The organism is Natrononativus sp. DTA114 (assembly GCF_059736515.1).
This window is the reverse complement of the sequence record NZ_JCASSN010000002.1, coordinates 131,703-148,935: the sequence shown is the minus strand read 5'-3', so window position 1 is coordinate 148,935 and position 17,233 is coordinate 131,703. Positions and strand designations below refer to the sequence as shown.

The following is a 17,233-nucleotide window of genomic DNA, read 5'->3' as shown; positions in this document are numbered from 1 at the left end:
TCGAGCTACGCGTCACCGTCCTCGAGCGCCAGCGAGGCGAGCATCGCCTCGAGCTGGAGCCGTTCGCTCGCGCCCTCGGTGATCCGGTAGTCGACCTCGCCGAGGCGCTCGAGCAGCCGCACCGTCGCCCGCTCGGAGATGTCGAACTCCCAGGCCGAGCGGTGGAGCTGGTCGATGACGTCCCCGCCGGCGAGTCCGCGATCGGTGAGCAGGTCCTCTAAGGCGGCGCGGGCCGCCGTAAAGTCGCCGTCGATGGCGTGGGCGACCATCGCCTCGACCTCTTCGGGGCGGGCAGTGGCGGTGATCGCGAAGACGGTCTCCTCGTCGACGGTTTCGCCCATCACCGCGGCGGCCTGGAGGGCGTTGATCGCCTTTCGCATGTCGCCGTCGGCCGCGTAGATCAGCGCGCCGACCCCGTCGTCGGCGATCTCGATCCCCTCCCGCTCCGCGATTTCGCGGATCTGGGCCTCGATCGCCTCCTCGGAGAGCTGGGTGAACCGGAAGACGGCACACCGGGACTGGATCGGATCGATGATCTGACTCGAGTAGTTACACGAGAGGATAAAGCGGGTGTTGTGCGAGAACTCCTCCATCGTTCGCCGAAGCGCCGACTGGGCGTCCTTCGTGAGCGCGTCGGCCTCGTCCAGGAAGATGATGCGGTGGTCGTAGCCGCCGAAGCTCGCGCGCGCGAAGTTCTTGATCCGGTCGCGGACGACGTCGATGCCGCGCTGGTCGGAGGCGTTTAACTCGAGGAAGTTCTCCCGCCAGTCGTCGCCGTAGATTTCGCGGGCGATCGCCTGCGCTGCAGTAGTTTTACCGGTGCCGGCCGGCCCCGCGAACATGAGGTGGGGCAGGTCGTCCTGTTCGACGTAGCGCAGCAGGCGGGGCACGATGTTCTCGTGGCCCTTGATCTCGGCCAGCCGCTCCGGCCGATATTTCTCGATCCAGACCTCCGTCTTTCCGGCGGACGGCGCGTCGCCCTCGGCGTCGGCCTCGCTCATACGAACGGCAAGGGGTGGGCGGGAGATAAAACGACCGAAGGCCCTCCTCGGCCGGGAGACAGGGACGGTTCGGGCGCGGCCGAGGCCTCGAGTCCGGGTGACAGAGCCTCGCAACACATGTCATGTCGTATAGGATTTTAAGTCCGAGAACGCCGTATATACGGTATGGCTACTGTGAAACAACTCGTCGTAGTGTTGCTGCTGGTCGCGGTGGTTCTCGGCTCGCTACCGGGCGTCGTCGCCGCACAGGACCGGAGCGGCGTCGGCGGGACGATCACCGTCGCGGAGGGCGAAACCGTCGACGAGGTGAGCGCCGTCGCGGGCAACGTCTACATCGAGGGTACCGTTACGGGTGACGTCAGCGCGCTGGCGGGCAACGTCTACGTCGACGGCGAGGTCGGCGGCGACGTCAGCGCGGCGACGGGCAACCTCGAGATCACCGGGACGGTCGCGGGCGAGGTCGCGGCGGGCGCCGGCAACGTCGTCATCGCCGAGGAGGCGACGATCGGCTCGCTGCAGGCCGGGGCCGGCAGCGTCGCGATCGACGGGGAGATCACCGGCGACGCGACGATCGGCGCGGAGACGATCACGCTCGGCGAGGCGGCCGCGATCGGCGGCGACCTCCGGTACGACGGGGCGCTCGAGGGGAACACCGGTGCCGTCGCCGGTGACGTGACCCGCGACTCGACGCTCGGCTTCGACGTCGCGCCGACGATCCAGCCGCTGGCCTCCTGGCTGTTCGCGCTGTACGCGCTCGCGCTGAACTTGTTGCTAGGCGCGGTGTTGCTCGCGCTGTTCCCGTCGTTCTCCGCGCGGGTCGCAGACCGGGTGGCGACCGATCCCGTCCGTTCGGGGCTCGTCGGTCTGCTGGTGCTCGTCGGAATCCCCATCCTGCTGGTCGCTATCGCGATCACCGTGATCGGCATCCCGATCACCCTCGTGGGGGCGCTCGCGTTCGCGCTGTTCGTCTGGATCGGGATCGTCTACGGCCGCTTCGCCGTGGCCGCGTGGGCGCTTTCCTACGCCGACGTCGACAACCGCTGGCTCGCGCTCGTCGTCGGGCTGGTCGGCGGGGCGATTCTGGCACAGATCCCCTACCTCGGCGGGTTTCTGAACTTCCTGATCTTCCTGCTCGGTCTGGGGGCGCTCTCGATGGCGCTCTACGGCCACCGTCGTCGGGTCCGCGAGTCGCCGGCGGCCGGTCCCGAGGAGCCGACGATGGGATAGCGGTCTCGAGCGACGCGCTCAAGGCCCCTCGCTACGGAGGCCGGATATGCGCGTAACCGTCGACGTGAAGGGGGAAGGGGTTCACGAGGTCGACCTCGAGTCGCTCCCGGCCGCCGAGCCGAGCTACGCCGACCTGCTCGGGGCGGTCGACCTGAGCCCCCACGAGGTGAGCGTCCTGGTCGACGGCCGCCCCGTTCCCGAGGATCAGCCGGTTTCCGCCGAGGAAATCACCGTTCTCCGACTCATCAAGGGCGGCTGAGCGTGTCCGGGATCAGTCGTCGTCGTCTTCGGTGACGACCTCGCTCGAGCCCGGCACCGACACCTCGTCTTCTTCCCGCAGGAACAGCGAGCGCTGGGTGCCGAAGGCGACGATCATCGAGGCCACCGCCAGCAGGGCGATCACCGAGAACGGACCGCCGGTAATGATGGCGGCCGCCTGGAGGGCGTCGACCCCGCCGGTGACCATCAACAGCGAGGCCAGTCCGCCGATGAGAAACGCCCAGATGACGCGGTTGACCGTCGAGGGGCGTTCGGCGCCGCCGGTGGTGAGCATCCCCAGCGCGAGCGTCGAAGAGTCCGCCGAGGTGACGAGAAACAGCACGACGAGGGTGAGAAACAGCGCGGTGAGGAGGCCGCCCAGCGGGAGCGCTTCGAACAGGGGGTAGCCCGCCCCCGCCTCGTTGAACTCGCCGATCGCTGCGAGGATGTCGCCCTCGCCCGAGTCCTGGACGTAAATCGCCGTTCCGCCCATCGTCGCGAACCACGGGATCGTGATCCCCGTCGAGGCGAGCACGCCCGTGGTGGCGACCTGGCGAACGGTCCGTCCGCGCGAGATGCGGGCGATGAACAGCGCGACGAACGGCGTCCAGGAGAACCACCAGGCCCAGTAGAAGATGGTCCAGTCGCCGATCCACTCGGCGACCCCGCCGTTGCCCGTCGCCGCCGTACCGGTGTAGAAACTCATCGTGACGAACTCGCTGATGTAGCCGCCGAGCGCCTCGGTGCCGATCGCCGTGATGTAGTTCGTCGGCCCGACCAGGAAAGTGACGGCGGTGAGCACGCCGAACAGACCGAGGTTGACGTAGGAGATCCGCCTGATACCCCTCTCGACGCCGAGGGCGACCGAAATCGTGAAGGCGACGGTCAGCCCGGTGATGACGGCGATCGTTCCGAGGTCTCCCACGGAAACGCCTAACGTCCACTCGAGACCAACCAGGAACTGACTCCCGACGAGGCCGAGGGTAGTGGCGACGCCGCCGATGGTGGCGAACACCGCGAGAATATCGACGAGTTTGGCGAGCGGACTCTCGAGGTTATCGAGACCGACCCAGGGGGCGAGCACCGTCGAGATCCGCAGCGGCGCGTCGTAGCGGTAGGCGCAGTAGGCGATCGGCAGGGCGACGACGACGTAGGCGGTCCAGGCCGACAGCCCCCAGTGGAAGAAGGTGTACTGGATCGCGCCGACCGCGGCCGACGACGACTGGGACTCCGCGCCGACGAACGGCGAGACGGCGTCGTAGTGCATCACCGCCTCGGCGGGCCCCCAGAAGACGATGCCGGCGGCGATCCCCGCCGAGTACAGCATCGCGAAGTAGGCGAGAAACGAGAACGCGGGATCCTCGTTTTCCTCGCCGAGTTTGATGTTCCCCCAGGGGCCGAAGATCAGGAAGATCACGAAGGCGACGAGAAAGAACATCACGATCAGGTACCACCAGCCGAAGGCGGTCCAGACGAACTCATTTACGGCCTCGAGGTACACCGGCGCCGTTTCCGGGGCGAGCGCGAACGCGATCACGGCCGCGGCGGTGATCGCGAACCCGACGCCGAAGACGGTGGTGTCGAGTTCCTCGAGGAAGCGGGTGACGGTGCCTGACTCGGGATCAGTCATTGAATATCATCGGGTGAGATCGACCGGTCGTTCGACTCAGAGACGGTGAGGTCGGTACGAAAGCGGATTACTCGTCACAACGAGCGCTTCGTGTGGCGTTCGGATAGTCAATAGCGCGGCGAGGGGAAAGGGGCTGGGTTTGCGGCCCTGCTCTCCGGTACGACGCGGGCCGATTCGGCCTCAAAGCCACCGGCTGGATCGGCAACCACGACCCTGAAAGGCCGATAGTTTTGAGTAAGCCCGTCGAACGGGGGGTATGGCCTCGAGCGATCTCGACTTCACACTCCCCAACGTCGGGCCGGGACCGGACCCCCTGCGGCTGTCCGAACTCGGCGCGCCGGTCGAGCCAGCCGATCCGACGACCGGCGAGGGGAGCAACCCCGCCTACGACGCCGTCGCGCTCTTCCTCCAGCGCGATCACCACTGCGGAAACTGCCGCCGGCAGGTGCGGGCGATCGCCGACCGATACGACGAGTTCCGCGACCGACGAGCAGAGGTCGTCTCGGTCGTTCCCGAGTCCCGGGACACCGTCGAAACATGGCAGGCGTCCTATGATCTGCCGTTTCCGCTGTGTGCCGATCCCGAGACGGTCGCCGGAGACACCTTCGATCAGCCCGTCCGGCTCGGTCCGCTGGGTCGGCTCTCGGACCTGCTCGGGCGAATGCCGGCGGCGCTGTTGCTCGATCTCCGGGCGCCGGGGGGTGTTACCGTCGCTTACGCCCATCGCGGTCGCTCGACGTGGGACCGCCCGGAGATCGACGAGTTGCTGGCCGAACTCGATACTCTCTGACTCGCATGTACGTTCGCGAAGCCACCGCCACCGATACCCTCGAGATCCGTCGCATTCTCGACGCGGCGATGCTCGAGCCCGGGGACGTCGAAACCCGGATCGACGCGGGCGACGTCCTCGTCGCAGTCGAACGACTCGCCGCGAGCGACCAGCCGGGAGCGGGCGGCTCCGCCCCGAGCGAGCGAATCCTCGGCACGATCGTTCTCGAGCCCCGCCCGGAGGACGACCACATCGCCGCCCTCGCGGTCCGTAAACGGCGACGGGATCGAGGTATCGGAACCGCCCTCGTCGACGCCGCGCTGGACCGACACCGCCGACTCACCGCCACCTTCGACGACCGCGTGCGGCCGTTTTACGAGTCCCTCGAGTTTTCGATCGAACCGATCGACGACCGTCGGAATCGCGGGATCCGACACCTCGAGGACTGAAGCGGACTCCCGCAGCCGGCGCGGATCAGCTTTATCACCGGGAACGTGGTAGTCGGGCCGCATGGCCCTACGACGGATGCTCAGCGGCGACCCAGCGAAGAGTTCGACACTGTATCTGGCGATCGGCGTGCTCTCGCTGCTCAAGGCGATCGCGGTCCGGAACGACCGGATGCGGTTCCGACGGGAACTGCTCGACGCCGGCCTGTTTCTCGGCGTCGGTCTCGCCCTCCGGCAGTACAGCTCGATGAAAGCGGAGAAACGGCGGGAGCTCAACGAACGCCTCCCCGACTGGATGATCCAGGACACCGAATCCGAAAAGGCCGGGCTCAAGACGCGCGCGAAACGCCGGTTCGGCGGCGAGCCCGAACCCGAGCCGACGTTCCGCGACCGTGCGAAACGCGCCGTCGGCGACCGGCGATAGGAGGCGGCTCGAGTTCTGCGGTCCGGTTTTCTCGATGACCGGAGCGATCGCTCTCGAGTCTCGTGAGTACATCGAAAAGTGTTCCCCCGCGAGGGGGCGGCGACCCTCGCAAGGAGGCGAGGGTGGTCGAAAGCGGTTCGGCCCTACCGCGGTGCGGTCACAGCAGCAGCGACACGACCGCGAGCACCAGGAAGATCAGGACCAGCCACTTGGCGATGGTCATCGTGACGCCTGCGACGCCCGTCGCGCCGAGTGCACCTGCGATGATCGCGATCACGAAGAACACGATTGCTAACTCGAGCATGCTACCGACGACAACGAATTGGTTGAAAGGGCTTCGGCTTGGATACGCCATTTTCGGTGGCCGCGAAAGGCGTCCCCGTACAGGAGACGGTTACCGATACCGGGTTTTCGACGGGTTCAGAACAGGTCCTGTGCCAACTCGAGGGTCCGCTCTCGGTCGGCCCAATCGACGAAAATCGCAACGCTGGTTGCGCTCGTGATCAGGTCGTGGACGTTGATTCGGGCTTCGGTAAGTGGGTTGACGATCGTGCTGATGATTCCCGGCTGGTTCGGGAGTTCGCCGCCGGTGACGCGGATGACGGCGAGGGGGGCGTCGACGGTGACACTCGAGAGCTCCTCGCGCGCGATAACCTCCCGGTGGAGGATGTTCTCGGCGCGCTCGGCCTCGTCGGCGTCAACGTAGAACGTCACGGAGTCGAGGCCACTGGCGACGGAGTCGATGTTGATGTCGCTCTCGCCGAGGGCGGCCGACAGCGACTGGAAGACTCCCGGTTTGTTCCGGATCGCTCGGCCTGCAACGGTGAGGCAGGCCAGCGAGCGCTCGCGCATGTCGACCAGGTTATCGAACTGGCCCTCGATGCTCGTCCCGCCGGTGAGCAGGTCTCCGTGCTGGTAGTGGACGACGCGGACGTCGAGGCCGCCGTCCTTGTACGACAGCGCCGAGGGGGCGACGACTTCGGCTCCCCGAAACGAGAGGTTGCGCAGTTCGTCGACCGAAATTTCGCCGACGTTACGCGCACCTTCGACGACGTGGGGGTCGCCAGTCATCACACCCTCGACATCGGTGACGATGACGACCTCGTCGGCGGTCATGTACTTGCCGAGCATCACCGCAGTCGTATCGGAGCCACCCCGGCCCAGCGTCGTCACCGAGCCCTCGGGCCCCTCCGCGAGAAAGCCTGTAATAACGGGCACCGCCTCATCGAGGCTGTCGGCGACCTCGAGGGCGCGGCGTCGCGTCTCTTCGGCGTCGACCTCGCCGTACTCGTCGGTGACGACCGGCCAGCCCTCCGTTCCGGGCTCGAGAAAGCGGGCGTCGACTCCTCTCGCTGAGAGGGCGGCCTTGAGCATCCGGACGCTGGTTCGCTCGCCCATGCTGACGATCTGGGCGCGGTCTTCCTCGTCGGCCTCGAAGGTGATCTCCTCGAGCAAGTCGTCGGTGGTCGAGCCCATCGCGCTGGCGACGACGGCGATCTCGTGGCCATCCTCGACCGCAGCCGCGATCGAGTCCGCCGCTCGGTTGATCCGGTCGCCGCTGCCGAGGCTCGTCCCGCCGAACTTGGCTACGACGCGCATCGGCTCACCCCGAGGACGCGTCGGCTACGGGTAGCGTGGTTCATCTGTGGGTTCGTTACCAGAGCGAGCAGATAACTGTGTCCCTCCGCCGGATTTTTACCCGGTTCGACTCGAACCTCTCGGCCGCCGGCGCCGGATTACCATTACTTATACGTTCGGGCGGGATTTATGTTCGTGCAAGGCATTACCACGCATTGATGAACGTACGGGACGCACTCGAGGCCGACGCCGACGCGCTCGCATCGATCGCGGACTCGCCGACCGACGTGATGCGAAATCTGGTCCACGACCGCACCGTGCGAGTCGCCGAGGACGGAACGAACGACCCGAACGCGGACCTCTCGAGCGACAGCGACGCTGACTCCCAGTACGGTGGCTCCGACCCGGACGATCTCCTCGGGTTCGTCAGCTTCGATGCACGCACCAACACCGTCCACGTGACACAGATCGGCGGCACGCCCGACGCCTGTCGGCGGCTGCTCGGCGAACCTGTCAGGTTCGCCGAACGCGAATCGATGGCCGTCGAGGTGCTGGTACCGCCGAACGAGCCGACCATCGAAAGCGCAGCCCGAGACCTCGGGTTCAGCGAAAAAGGCTCCGGACCCCGCTTCGACGGCACGCAGACGGCTCGGTTTCGCCTCGAGCCATAGCGCGGAGGGCGCTCGAGCGCGCTCAGCTGAACTTCTGGACGGTCACATCGAGCGTGTCCAGATCGACGATCGGTGCGTATCCCGAGTCCGGGTCGATGTTGACGCTCTTCTGGAAGTCCGTCTGAGCCTGCCAGCAGCCGGAGTTGATCGCGAGCACGTTGTGGTACTTGCCGAAGCCGAGTTTGTGGACGTGGCCGGTGTGAAAGATGTCTGGTACGTCCTCGATGACGAGGTAATCTCGCTCCTCCGGCGCAAGTCGAGTGTGGCCGCCGAACTGCGGGGCGACGTGGCGCTTCTTCAGGAGGTGATACATCGCCTTGTGTGGGTCGTCGTAGCTCGCTTTCTCCTCGGGGAGTTCGGCGATCACCTCGTCCAGGGAGACGCCGTGGTACATGAGCACCGAGACACCCTCGATCGTCACCGTCGACGGGTTGCTCACGATTCGGGAGTCGTGAGCGGACATGATCGATCGAAGTTCCTCGTCGAATCCCGGCTGCGGTTCCGCGAGTCGGACCGCGTCGTGGTTGCCGGGGATCATCACGATCTCCATGTCGCCGGGCACCTGTTTCAGGTACTCGTTGAACACCTCGTACTGCTCGTAGATATCGACGACGTCTAACTCCTCGTCCTGGTTGGGGTAGACACCGACGCCCTCGACCATGTCCCCTGCAATAAGCAGGTACTCGACGTGTTGCGCAGTGTCGGTGTGGAGCCAGTCGGTGAACGCGTTCCAGGCGTCGCGCATGAACTCCTGGCTACCGACGTGGACGTCGCTGATGAGCGCCGCCTGAACGTGGCGGTCCGCCGTCGACGGCTCGTGGGTCCGAGGAACGTCAGGGAAGTACATCGAGTCGACGAACGCGATCCCCGCGTCGTCGGAAAGGGTTCCCTCCATCGCCAGCACCTCGTCACAGAGCAGTTCGCCGACGAGGTCCGCGTACTCCCGATCCTTCATCACCAGCCACGGGAAGGTGCCGGTGGCGTCCTCGAGTTCGACCAGCCAGTGGCCGCTGGCCGTCGAACGGACGTCGTTGACCAGCCCGACCATTCCCGCCTCGCTCCCGCCGGGCATGCTCTGAATCGCCGTCGCGGGCCGGTGGTTCACCCGCCCGCGGAGCTTCGAGCCGAGGCGCTCGAGGCGGTCGCGAAACACCGTGACGAAGTCCTTGTACTCCCCCGTTCCCGTGCTCTCGCCGGTCATGTCGTTCGCGACCTCGAGCGATCGCAGGGCGGGGTCGGCCGCGCGTTCGAACTCCGACGAAGACCCCTTCGTTTCGACTGGAGATCCTTCGTCGCCCTCTGTCGAATTGGGGGGCCGAGTTCCAGTTGAAACGGGGGGGTTCGGTTCGTCGAGAGAGTCGGACGAGCGGTCGCCATCGGTGCGGTTCGAGCCACCGGTGTCGGCCCCGGACGGGGAGTCACCGCCGGCGAGTACGCTGCGGACGTGCTCGGTGCGGACGACAATCGCGTCCGGCGACGTCGATTCGACGACGCGCTCGAGCGTGCCGGCCGGATCATCCGCCGACGCGATGAGCGTTACGGCCTCGCGTTCGACGTTGTAGCCGCGGCTCGTGAGTTCGCTGACGATCCGCGCGGGCCCCTCGAGTGGCACACCTCTCGTATTCGAGAGCGACGAGAAAAGGATGGCGACTGGCGGCAACCGACGACCACCGTGTGGAACAGAACCTTGATTGCCGGTCCCGGCAAAACGGAGAGCAATGAGCGGCCCCGGTCCCGACGACACTTCTGGCAGCGACGATCGACACGAGCAGGGCTCCGAGGACGCGTTTTCGTCCCCAGATCCAGCGGAAACCTCCTCCGAAGCGTCCGAAGAGACGCCGGTCGAGTCGACCGCGGCCACGCCGGACGATCGCACAGCGGGCACCGAGAGCGGGGCCGACCAAGACGGTGAGGGGTCGGGAGCGGAGCCACCGCCGGCGCCGGCCGCGGATGCGAGAGGTGACGACCGCGTTACGATCGAGGACGACGGAGTCGTTCGCTGGTTTCTGGGCACCGACGACGGCACCGTCGCGGCCGTCCGCGACGTGTTGAGCAGCGTCGCCGTTGTCGCCCTTATCGGGCTGCTACTCTTCGCTGTTAGCGGGATCTGGCCGCCGCTGGTCGCCGTCGAGAGCGGGAGTATGGAGCCGAACATGGAACGGGGTGATCTGATCTTTATTACGGACGACGAGCGATTCGTCGGCGACGACCCGGTCGACGGCACCGGCGTGGTCACGCTCGAGGCCGGCGAGCAAAACGGCTACGACAAGTTCGGAAAACACGGCGACGTGATCATCTTCGCGCCGAACGGCAACGAGTTTCAGACGCCGATCATCCACAGAGCCCACTTCTGGGTCGAGGAGGGTGACGACTGGGTCGAGATGGCCAACCCCGAGTACGTGAACGCAGAGAGCTGTGATCAGATCCAGACCTGTCCCGCTCGACACGACGGCTTCATCACGAAAGGTGACAACAACGCTGGCTACGATCAGGACCAGTTCTCCGAGGGAGCGCCGACGGACGTCGTCAAACCCGAGTGGATCAGCGGCAAGGGAATGCTCCGCGTGCCGTGGCTCGGCTACGTCAGGCTCACGTTCGACGAGATCCTCGGCGGCATGCTGATCCAGTCACCCACGCTCCCGGACGGAACCGCCGTCGGACCGGCGAGCGCCCCGGTCGGCCTCGTCGGACTCGCGAGCGCCGTCGCCGTCGTCGGCGGCCGTCGTTCCGGACACTGGTGAGTGGATTGACTCGAGGAAGGGGAACGTTTCGACTCGAGCGACTCGGCTCAGCGGAACGAGCGGGCCGAACGACTCGGTTTGAGGTGAAAACAGTCAGTTTTCGAAGCGGGCCTGGACGAACGGCTGCACGTCGTCGATATCCGACAGCCGGGAGTCCGAGAGGAGCACGACCTCCGTCTCCTCGATCGGCACCGAGAGGCTGATCTCCTTGGTCCGGCCGTAGCGGCCCTTCGAGACGACGACCGCGTTGACGATGCCGAGCATGTCGAGTTCGCTGATGAGGTCGGTCACCCGGCGTTGGGTGAGCACGTCGGCATCGATCTCCTCGCAGAGGCGCTTGTAGATGTTGAACACTTCGCCCGTGTTGATGCTGTGAACGCCGTTTTTCTCGAGGAGGATGATCGAAAAGAGGACGAGTTTGCTCTGGGTGGGGAGTGTGCGGACGACCTCGACGACGCGGTCGAGTTCGATCTTGTCCTGGGCCTGCCGGACGTGATCTTCGACGATCGTCTCCGACTGGCTGCGTTCAGCGAGTTCGCCCGCGGTCCGGAGGAGGTCGAGCGCACGCCGCGCGTCCCCGTGCTCCTGGGCGGCAAACGCCGCACAGAGCGGGATCACGTCGTCCGAGAGCGCGCCCTCCTTGAACGCCACCTCGGAACGGTGCTGAAGGATGTCTCGCAACTGATTCGCGTCGTACGGCGGGAAGACGATCTCCTCTTCGCCCAGGCTCGACTTCACGCGCGGATCGAGAAAGTCAGTGAACTTGAGGTCGTTCGAGATACCGATGATCGACACCCGCGAGTTCTCGAGTTCGGAGTTCATCCGCGAGAGGTTGTACAGGGTGTCGTCGCCGCTTTTCTCGACCAGTTTGTCGATCTCGTCGAGCATGATCACCACGACCCGCTCGGAGTAGTCGACGGCCTCGAAGAAGACGCTGTACACCCGATCGGTTGGCCACCCGGTCATCGGCACCTCCTCGAAGCTCTCGCGGTCTTCCTCGAGCGACTCGATCTGTGATTCGATCTCGGCGGCCGACGAAAACGGGGTTTCCGCGAGCGGATCAGTCGGGTCGGCCGTCGACGCCGATGTCTCCGGAGCCGGCTCCGTCCGTTCGTTCGAAGACCGAGCCGGCCGGTCGTCGGCGGAAGACCCCTCCGTTTCAACTGGAGAGTCCGTGACTGCGTCGCCATCCTCGCCGTCCAGCTGGTCGAGCAGCGACTCGAGAGAGGCGATACGGTCGTCGATCATCGCATCGTTCTCCTCGATGAACTTGTTGGCGAGCTGTGCCAGTACGCGATACTGGGTGTCGGTCACCTCGCAGTTGATGTACTCGACGTCACACGGGACGCTGTACTTCTGGGAGGTGCTCTCGAGTTCCTTGCTGACGAACTTGGCACTCGCAGTCTTCCCGGTACCGGTCTTCCCGTAAATCAGGATGTTCGACGGCGTCTCGCCGCGGAGAGCCGCGACCAGAATCGTCGCCATCTTGTTGATCTGGTCGCTCCGATGTGGGAGTTCGTGCGGCGTGTACGACGGCCGCAACACCTCTTTGTTTTCGAAAATCGGTTCGCCGCTGAGCAGATCGTCGAACAGCCCCTGGTTCGGCTCCTCGTCGGAAAGATCACTCTCTCCGAGTTCCGTCGCGAACCTGCGTGCGGTTCCGGAATCGGGGTTTTGACCCGACTCGAATGTATCGTCAGACATCGGTGAAACGCATACCCCCTCGTTTCGTGTGGAAACTAGCCCGACAGCAGTGATATCACGGCGTACACGCCTGAGTGACGGTGATAGTGGGTGTAGTGAGTTTATCGTCGGGTCCAGTTGATGCAAACGAACCAGAGGGGTACCTAGATAATAAATTCTTCCCTTCATTGTGGATCTCGAACTATCCATCACCTCGCTGTGGGCTCGGAATCGGCTCGAGCGAGGCTCGGAATCGATCTGGACGGTCGCCCACTGAGAACACGCTGACCGTCCCGGGTAAGACACCCTGACTGCTTCGGACACCACACTCGAACTGCGGCGTGAATGGAGAGACGCTGTTCGAACGGGTCGCGGCGATCGGGAAACTGGTCCGTCTCCGTCCGACACCTTCCTGAAATGAGAGTGTAATCCTGGAACGAGAGTGTAGATCTCGATCCAGACGAGCACATCTCACAGCGGGCCGTCTTGCACCGACCTGGTATCAGTTATCGATTCAAACCCTCGGTTTCTGGTGCGATCGAGAAGCCTGATATCGACTGTGGGAAACTGCTATCTGAGTGATAGTACGCGTTCGGCTCAAGGATTATCGGAAGATGTGGGTGAAGGAGTAACATGGTTGGATAACCCCCCACCCCTTTGTTTCAGGTGGAACAACCAACGAAGAGGGGGAGGGGTGAGAGAGCCTATTGCCATGAGAGGTTTTATTACAAGAGGGATTAAACATGGTCCGTAGCACTAGCAAAACAGCGGTGTTACTAGAGAAATGCGTTTGTATTGCTAGACTGTACTAGAATCGTCTCTATTATCCGTCTGAGTTACTAGACCGTCTGTTTCATCCCGAATCGACCTCGAGATGGCTTCTCGAGTCGAAGCTGAGCGGTTTCGGTCCACGATCGACCGTTCTCGTTGCCATCAGTCTCAATATCCAATAGGACACTCGCAGCGTCTCCAGTCGAAACGAAGGGGTGGGGGTGGCTCTCTGGGGTGAACTATGCTACCAATCCACACGAACTATCCACTAGTGGCCACGCTTTTCCCACCGCTGTCGCAATCATCTTTCGTGTTATATGTCTCGCTTCACCAGATAGTGTCACTAATAAACCACTCCATCCGTCATCCCTCCTTTTCATCTCGAGATCCATTCCGGCTTGAGCGAGGTTTCGAAGGTTATGGAATTCCGTAGATTGAGGGTTTTCGCAGATTGGAGAGTTTTCGGGGGTTCGTACACGGTTTCGAGAACGACTCTACCCAGGACGTCTCTGCCCAGGACGACTCTACCCGGAAGGTTCGCTCCAACCCCACAGTCCCACCTCGTCCCGTTCACCCCGCTTTCCCACTCGTATAATACTCGGTCTCACCCGCTTTTATCCGTTTCACCCACCTTATTCACCTCGCTCAGCGCTTCGTTCCGTATCCCGTTTTAGGCGGTACAGTACCCATGGTATCCAGTGACAGTGGTATGTATTTGTTGTTGGTTAGTCAATACGTCTGACGTAGGCTTAAGTGAGTTCGGTTCAGTAGTACGCGCAGACGCACCCGCTGGTGCATGGAGGATCTCAAGGATGGGATTGTTTACAGGACTCAAAGACAGCATTTCTCGGGCGACGGATCGCCTGTTTTCCGAACAGGAACCGAAGCGGATCGGAATCTACGGCCCGCCGAACGCAGGAAAAACGACGCTCGCGAACCGAATCGCTCGTGACTGGACCGGCGACGCTATCGGGACCGAAAGTCACGTTCCACACGAAACACGGCGTGCCCGCCGCAAGGAGAACGTCGAGATCGAACGAAACGGCAAGTCGGTGACGATCGACATCGTCGACACCCCCGGGGTAACGACGAAAGTCGACTACGAGGAGTTCACCGACGAGATGGAAAAGGACGACGCGATCCGCCGCTCTCGGGAAGCGACCGAGGGCGTGGCAGAAGCGATGCACTGGCTCCGCGAGGACGTCGACGGCGTCATCTACGTGCTCGACAGCGCGGAGGACCCGATCACGCAGGTTAACACGATGCTGATCGGGATCATCGAATCGCGCGATCTCCCGGTTCTCATCTTCGCGAACAAAATCGACCTCGAGGCGTCGAGCATCAAGCGCATCGAGGATGCCTTCCCACAACACGAGACGATTCCGCTGTCGGCAAAGGAAGGAGAGAACATGGACGAAGTGTACGACAACATCGCGGAGTACTTCGGGTGAGCCCAATGCCAGAAGCACGAAACGCAGACGACGGGACGGGCGGTGACGGCGTTCAGATCGATCTGATCAGCGGCGAACGGATGGACGGACTGACGAGTATGGAGAAGATCCGGATGATCCTCGACGGCGTCCACGACGGCAACATCGTCATTCTCGAGGAAGGGCTCTCGCCGGACGAGGAGAGCAAACTCATCGAGGTGACGATGGCCGAGATCAGCCCCGACGAGTTCAACGGGATCGAAATCGAAACCTACCCGAAATCGGGTACACGGGACTCTTCGTTGCTCGGACGTATCATGGGCACCGACGAATCGTCGAACAAACTCACCGTGATTGGACCGGCCAACCAGATCGAGACGCTCCACAAGGACGAAACGCTCATCAGTGCGCTCGTATCCCGCAACTAATGCCCCACCAGTGTACGAACTGCGGCCGCACGTTTCCCGACGGCTCCAAGGAGATGCTGTCGGGGTGCCCGGACTGTGGCGGCAACAAGTTTCAGTTCGCACCTGCGAGTGCCGTGGACGGCGCCGCTGAACCTCGAGCCGATTCGGGAAGCGCCGACGCCGACAGTCCGAGCGTCGATGAGGGCGGCCGCTCGAGCGATGCCAACAGCGACGGTCGCTCGAGCGGTAGCGCCGACGAGGGTTCAGCGGCCGACCAGCAGTCGGAGGGTGTCACCGCGCGCGCGGCGGACGCCGTTCGTGGGTGGGTTTCCGACGGGACGCCGGGAACGGACAGATCGTGGTCGGACGACGCCGACGAGCCGTCGACGGAGTTCGCCGAATGGCCGGACACCGCACGGCCGCCGGAAGACCGTTCGTCGTCTCCGCGATCCGCCGAAACGGCGGAATCATCGGCGAGCCAGCGACGGTCGGGGTCGTCGACGGCACCGTCGCCGGCCCCCGAAACGGACTCGAATCCAATCTCTGAAACGGACTCGCAGCCAGTCTCTGAAACGGACTCGCAACCCGATAGCAGTGCCGGCGAAACCGGGAGCGACGAGGGTGAGAACTCGGCGCAAGCGGACGCCAGAAGCGAGGTCGTCTCCCCCGAGGAGCTTTCGGCGTCGGCGGAGGAGCGCGCCACCCCCCCCGAGCACGGCCGGGTCGTTAGCGAACCGAGCGGAGAGGAGCAGTCGCTCGAGGACCTGCGCGAGGAACTTAACGATCAGTTCGAGAGCATCAAGATCGTCAGCCCCGGACAGTACGAGCTCAATCTGATGGAACTCTACGACCGCGAGGAGTACATCGTCTCGCTCCAGGAGGACGGCCGATATATCATCGACGTTCCCGACTCCTGGCGAGACGGCGACGAGTGACCGCCGGGTAGACGGCCGCTCCGTCGACTGGCGGAACCCCTTCGATTCCACTGCAACGAACCGCCGATCGGCACACTCGGACCCGCTTCGGCTCTTTCGTTTCTACTGGAACAGTGGGTTCCATTCGAGACGAAGGCGCCGCTACGGCGTCCCCCTCTCATCTGTCCGTCTCCGTGGGCTGTTCTCGAGTTGTGATTCGGAACCGAAGCCGAACGGTCCTCACCGAAAGCGAGCAGCCGATAAGCCGATGCCGTCGGGAGATGAGCATCGGCATGTCCGAACGAGTGTACGGATCGGGGGACGGAAGGATGGATTTAAGCGACCCCGCCGACTGCCACGGAGTATGAGCACTGCAACCAAGGTCGTTCTCGCGACCGTCGGCGCGTCGACGCTGCTGTCGATCCTGCTCGTCTTCCAGACCCTCTTCGTCTGATGTTCGAGCGGCGACCCCTCTCGAGCGCCGTCGAGGACGTTCGGTCGGCGTACGCACCGGAAACGCTCGTCTTCGACACGAAACGGGATTTCGAGACGCTCCCGCCAGCCCAGGCTGAAGAGCTAGGACTGGCCGTTGACGCCCTCGAGCCGGCGAGCTATCCGACCGCCTGGCTCCCCGAGGACGCCCCACGGCTGCTCGCCCGGTACGCGAGCGGCGATTTCACGATCGGAATGCCGGGCGACGGCAGCGTCGTCTGGACGCGACAGACCGAGCCACCGGTCTTGCTGGTCAAACCGCGAGTTCAGGGCTCGCCCGAGGCGTTCATCGATTTCCTGCTCGCGGAGGCGCTCGTCGAGGTCGGTCTCGAGGTGCCCGAACACTTCCTCGGGTTTTTCGAAGGGGAGTACCGCGCCCTCGACGAGGCGATCCCACTGGACCCGAACGCGACCTACCAGGTCGCCGCCGCTTTGTACGACGGCTGGGTCGGGTTGCAGACCCGCGAGGTCTTCGCGACGTGGCAGGGGGACCACCCCGAACTCGCCGAGGCCTGGCAGGACGCCGGCTCGCGGCTCGAAGGACGAGTGTCGGACCTGCCGGCCGCGGTCGCCCGCGGGGAGACGGACTTCGCGGACGCGACGGAACTCGCCTGCAGCGCGATCAAACACGGGCTCGAACTGCCGGCGCCGTTCGCTGCACTCGAAACGGAGGCCTATCTGGATCACGGCCCCGCCTACGCGATCCGGTGGGCGGAGAAGACGTTCGAGGCGCTGGCCGACTGACTCGGGTCGCTGGCCGATTGACTCGGGTCGCTGGCCGATTGACTCGG

General features: G+C 64.2%; 17 protein-coding genes. 11 read left to right on the top strand and 6 right to left on the bottom strand.

Going from position 1 to position 17,233, the window contains the following annotated elements:
* Positions 1 to 5: 5 nt before the first annotated feature.
* A complete protein-coding gene (locus AC6I6S_RS08700) occupies positions 6 to 1,001 on the bottom strand; it encodes a replication factor C small subunit (RefSeq protein ID WP_497949518.1) in 996 nt (331 codons plus the stop codon).
* 165 nt (positions 1,002 to 1,166) lie between these two features.
* On the opposite strand from AC6I6S_RS08700, the gene AC6I6S_RS08695 reads away from it, so the two are divergent.
* Entirely contained in the window at positions 1,167 to 2,228 is a 1,062-nt protein-coding gene (locus AC6I6S_RS08695) for a bactofilin family protein (RefSeq protein WP_497949517.1), read from the top strand.
* Between the two features lie 46 nt (positions 2,229 to 2,274).
* Positions 2,275 to 2,487 (top strand): ubiquitin-like small modifier protein SAMP2, encoded by a 213-nt coding sequence (samp2, locus tag AC6I6S_RS08690; RefSeq protein WP_497949516.1) that lies wholly within the window; start codon positions 2,275 to 2,277, stop codon positions 2,485 to 2,487.
* A 12-nt stretch (positions 2,488 to 2,499) separates the two neighbouring features.
* Here samp2 and AC6I6S_RS08685 read toward each other — a convergent pair whose 3' ends face one another.
* Positions 2,500 to 4,116: a BCCT family transporter gene (locus tag AC6I6S_RS08685; RefSeq protein ID WP_497949515.1), complete on the bottom strand. Its 1,617-nt coding sequence runs from the start codon at positions 4,114 to 4,116 to the stop codon at positions 2,500 to 2,502.
* A 256-nt stretch (positions 4,117 to 4,372) separates the two neighbouring features.
* Between AC6I6S_RS08685 and AC6I6S_RS08680 the strand changes: the two genes are divergently transcribed.
* The 3 genes from AC6I6S_RS08680 (at position 4,373) to AC6I6S_RS08670 (ending at position 5,755) form a co-directional block, all read left to right on the top strand.
* Positions 4,373 to 4,906 carry a peroxiredoxin family protein gene (locus AC6I6S_RS08680; protein ID WP_497949513.1) on the top strand — a complete coding sequence of 178 codons (534 nt, stop codon included), beginning with the start codon at positions 4,373 to 4,375 and terminating at the stop codon, positions 4,904 to 4,906.
* A gap of 5 nt (positions 4,907 to 4,911) precedes the next feature.
* A complete protein-coding gene (locus AC6I6S_RS08675) occupies positions 4,912 to 5,334 on the top strand; it encodes a GNAT family N-acetyltransferase (protein WP_497949512.1) in 423 nt (140 codons plus the stop codon).
* A gap of 61 nt (positions 5,335 to 5,395) precedes the next feature.
* Entirely contained in the window at positions 5,396 to 5,755 is a 360-nt protein-coding gene (locus AC6I6S_RS08670) for a hypothetical protein (protein ID WP_497949511.1), read from the top strand.
* A 157-nt stretch (positions 5,756 to 5,912) separates the two neighbouring features.
* Here AC6I6S_RS08670 and AC6I6S_RS08665 read toward each other — a convergent pair whose 3' ends face one another.
* Both AC6I6S_RS08665 and AC6I6S_RS08660 read right to left on the bottom strand, forming a co-directional pair.
* Positions 5,913 to 6,059: a DUF1328 domain-containing protein gene (locus tag AC6I6S_RS08665; protein WP_255169373.1), complete on the bottom strand. Its 147-nt coding sequence runs from the start codon at positions 6,057 to 6,059 to the stop codon at positions 5,913 to 5,915.
* Positions 6,060 to 6,175: 116 nt separating this feature from the next.
* Positions 6,176 to 7,354 carry an aspartate kinase gene (locus tag AC6I6S_RS08660; RefSeq protein ID WP_497949509.1) on the bottom strand — a complete coding sequence of 393 codons (1,179 nt, stop codon included), beginning with the start codon at positions 7,352 to 7,354 and terminating at the stop codon, positions 6,176 to 6,178.
* A 197-nt stretch (positions 7,355 to 7,551) separates the two neighbouring features.
* Between AC6I6S_RS08660 and AC6I6S_RS08655 the strand changes: the two genes are divergently transcribed.
* Positions 7,552 to 8,004: a hypothetical protein gene (locus tag AC6I6S_RS08655; RefSeq protein WP_497949508.1), complete on the top strand. Its 453-nt coding sequence runs from the start codon at positions 7,552 to 7,554 to the stop codon at positions 8,002 to 8,004.
* 22 nt (positions 8,005 to 8,026) lie between these two features.
* Here the strand turns inward: AC6I6S_RS08655 and AC6I6S_RS08650 are convergent, their stop codons facing one another.
* Positions 8,027 to 9,616, bottom strand: a complete 1,590-nt coding sequence (locus AC6I6S_RS08650) for a DNA-directed DNA polymerase II small subunit (RefSeq protein WP_497949507.1) — start codon at positions 9,614 to 9,616, stop codon at positions 8,027 to 8,029.
* Between the two features lie 106 nt (positions 9,617 to 9,722).
* On the opposite strand from AC6I6S_RS08650, the gene AC6I6S_RS08645 reads away from it, so the two are divergent.
* The gene (locus AC6I6S_RS08645; protein ID WP_497949505.1) at positions 9,723 to 10,745 is read left to right on the top strand and encodes a S24/S26 family peptidase; all 1,023 of its coding nucleotides are present in this window, start codon (positions 9,723 to 9,725) and stop codon (positions 10,743 to 10,745) included.
* Between the two features lie 93 nt (positions 10,746 to 10,838).
* Here AC6I6S_RS08645 and AC6I6S_RS08640 read toward each other — a convergent pair whose 3' ends face one another.
* Entirely contained in the window at positions 10,839 to 12,449 is a 1,611-nt protein-coding gene (locus AC6I6S_RS08640; protein WP_497949504.1) for a Cdc6/Cdc18 family protein, read from the bottom strand.
* 1,562 nt (positions 12,450 to 14,011) lie between these two features.
* Here AC6I6S_RS08640 and AC6I6S_RS08635 point away from each other — a divergent pair.
* The 4 genes from AC6I6S_RS08635 (at position 14,012) to AC6I6S_RS08620 (ending at position 17,186) form a co-directional block, all read left to right on the top strand.
* A complete protein-coding gene (locus AC6I6S_RS08635) occupies positions 14,012 to 14,650 on the top strand; it encodes an Era-like GTP-binding protein (RefSeq protein ID WP_497949503.1) in 639 nt (212 codons plus the stop codon).
* A gap of 5 nt (positions 14,651 to 14,655) precedes the next feature.
* On the top strand, positions 14,656 to 15,057 hold the full coding sequence (locus AC6I6S_RS08630) for a DUF2073 domain-containing protein (RefSeq protein WP_497949502.1): 402 nt from the start codon (positions 14,656 to 14,658) through the stop codon (positions 15,055 to 15,057).
* Positions 15,057 to 15,971 carry a Zn-ribbon domain-containing protein gene (locus AC6I6S_RS08625; RefSeq protein ID WP_497949500.1) on the top strand — a complete coding sequence of 305 codons (915 nt, stop codon included), beginning with the start codon at positions 15,057 to 15,059 and terminating at the stop codon, positions 15,969 to 15,971. Before AC6I6S_RS08630 ends, AC6I6S_RS08625 begins: the two co-directional genes overlap by 1 nt.
* 432 nt (positions 15,972 to 16,403) lie before the next feature.
* Entirely contained in the window at positions 16,404 to 17,186 is a 783-nt protein-coding gene (locus AC6I6S_RS08620; protein ID WP_497949499.1) for a DUF7089 family protein, read from the top strand.
* The last annotated feature ends 47 nt before the right edge of the window (positions 17,187 to 17,233 follow it).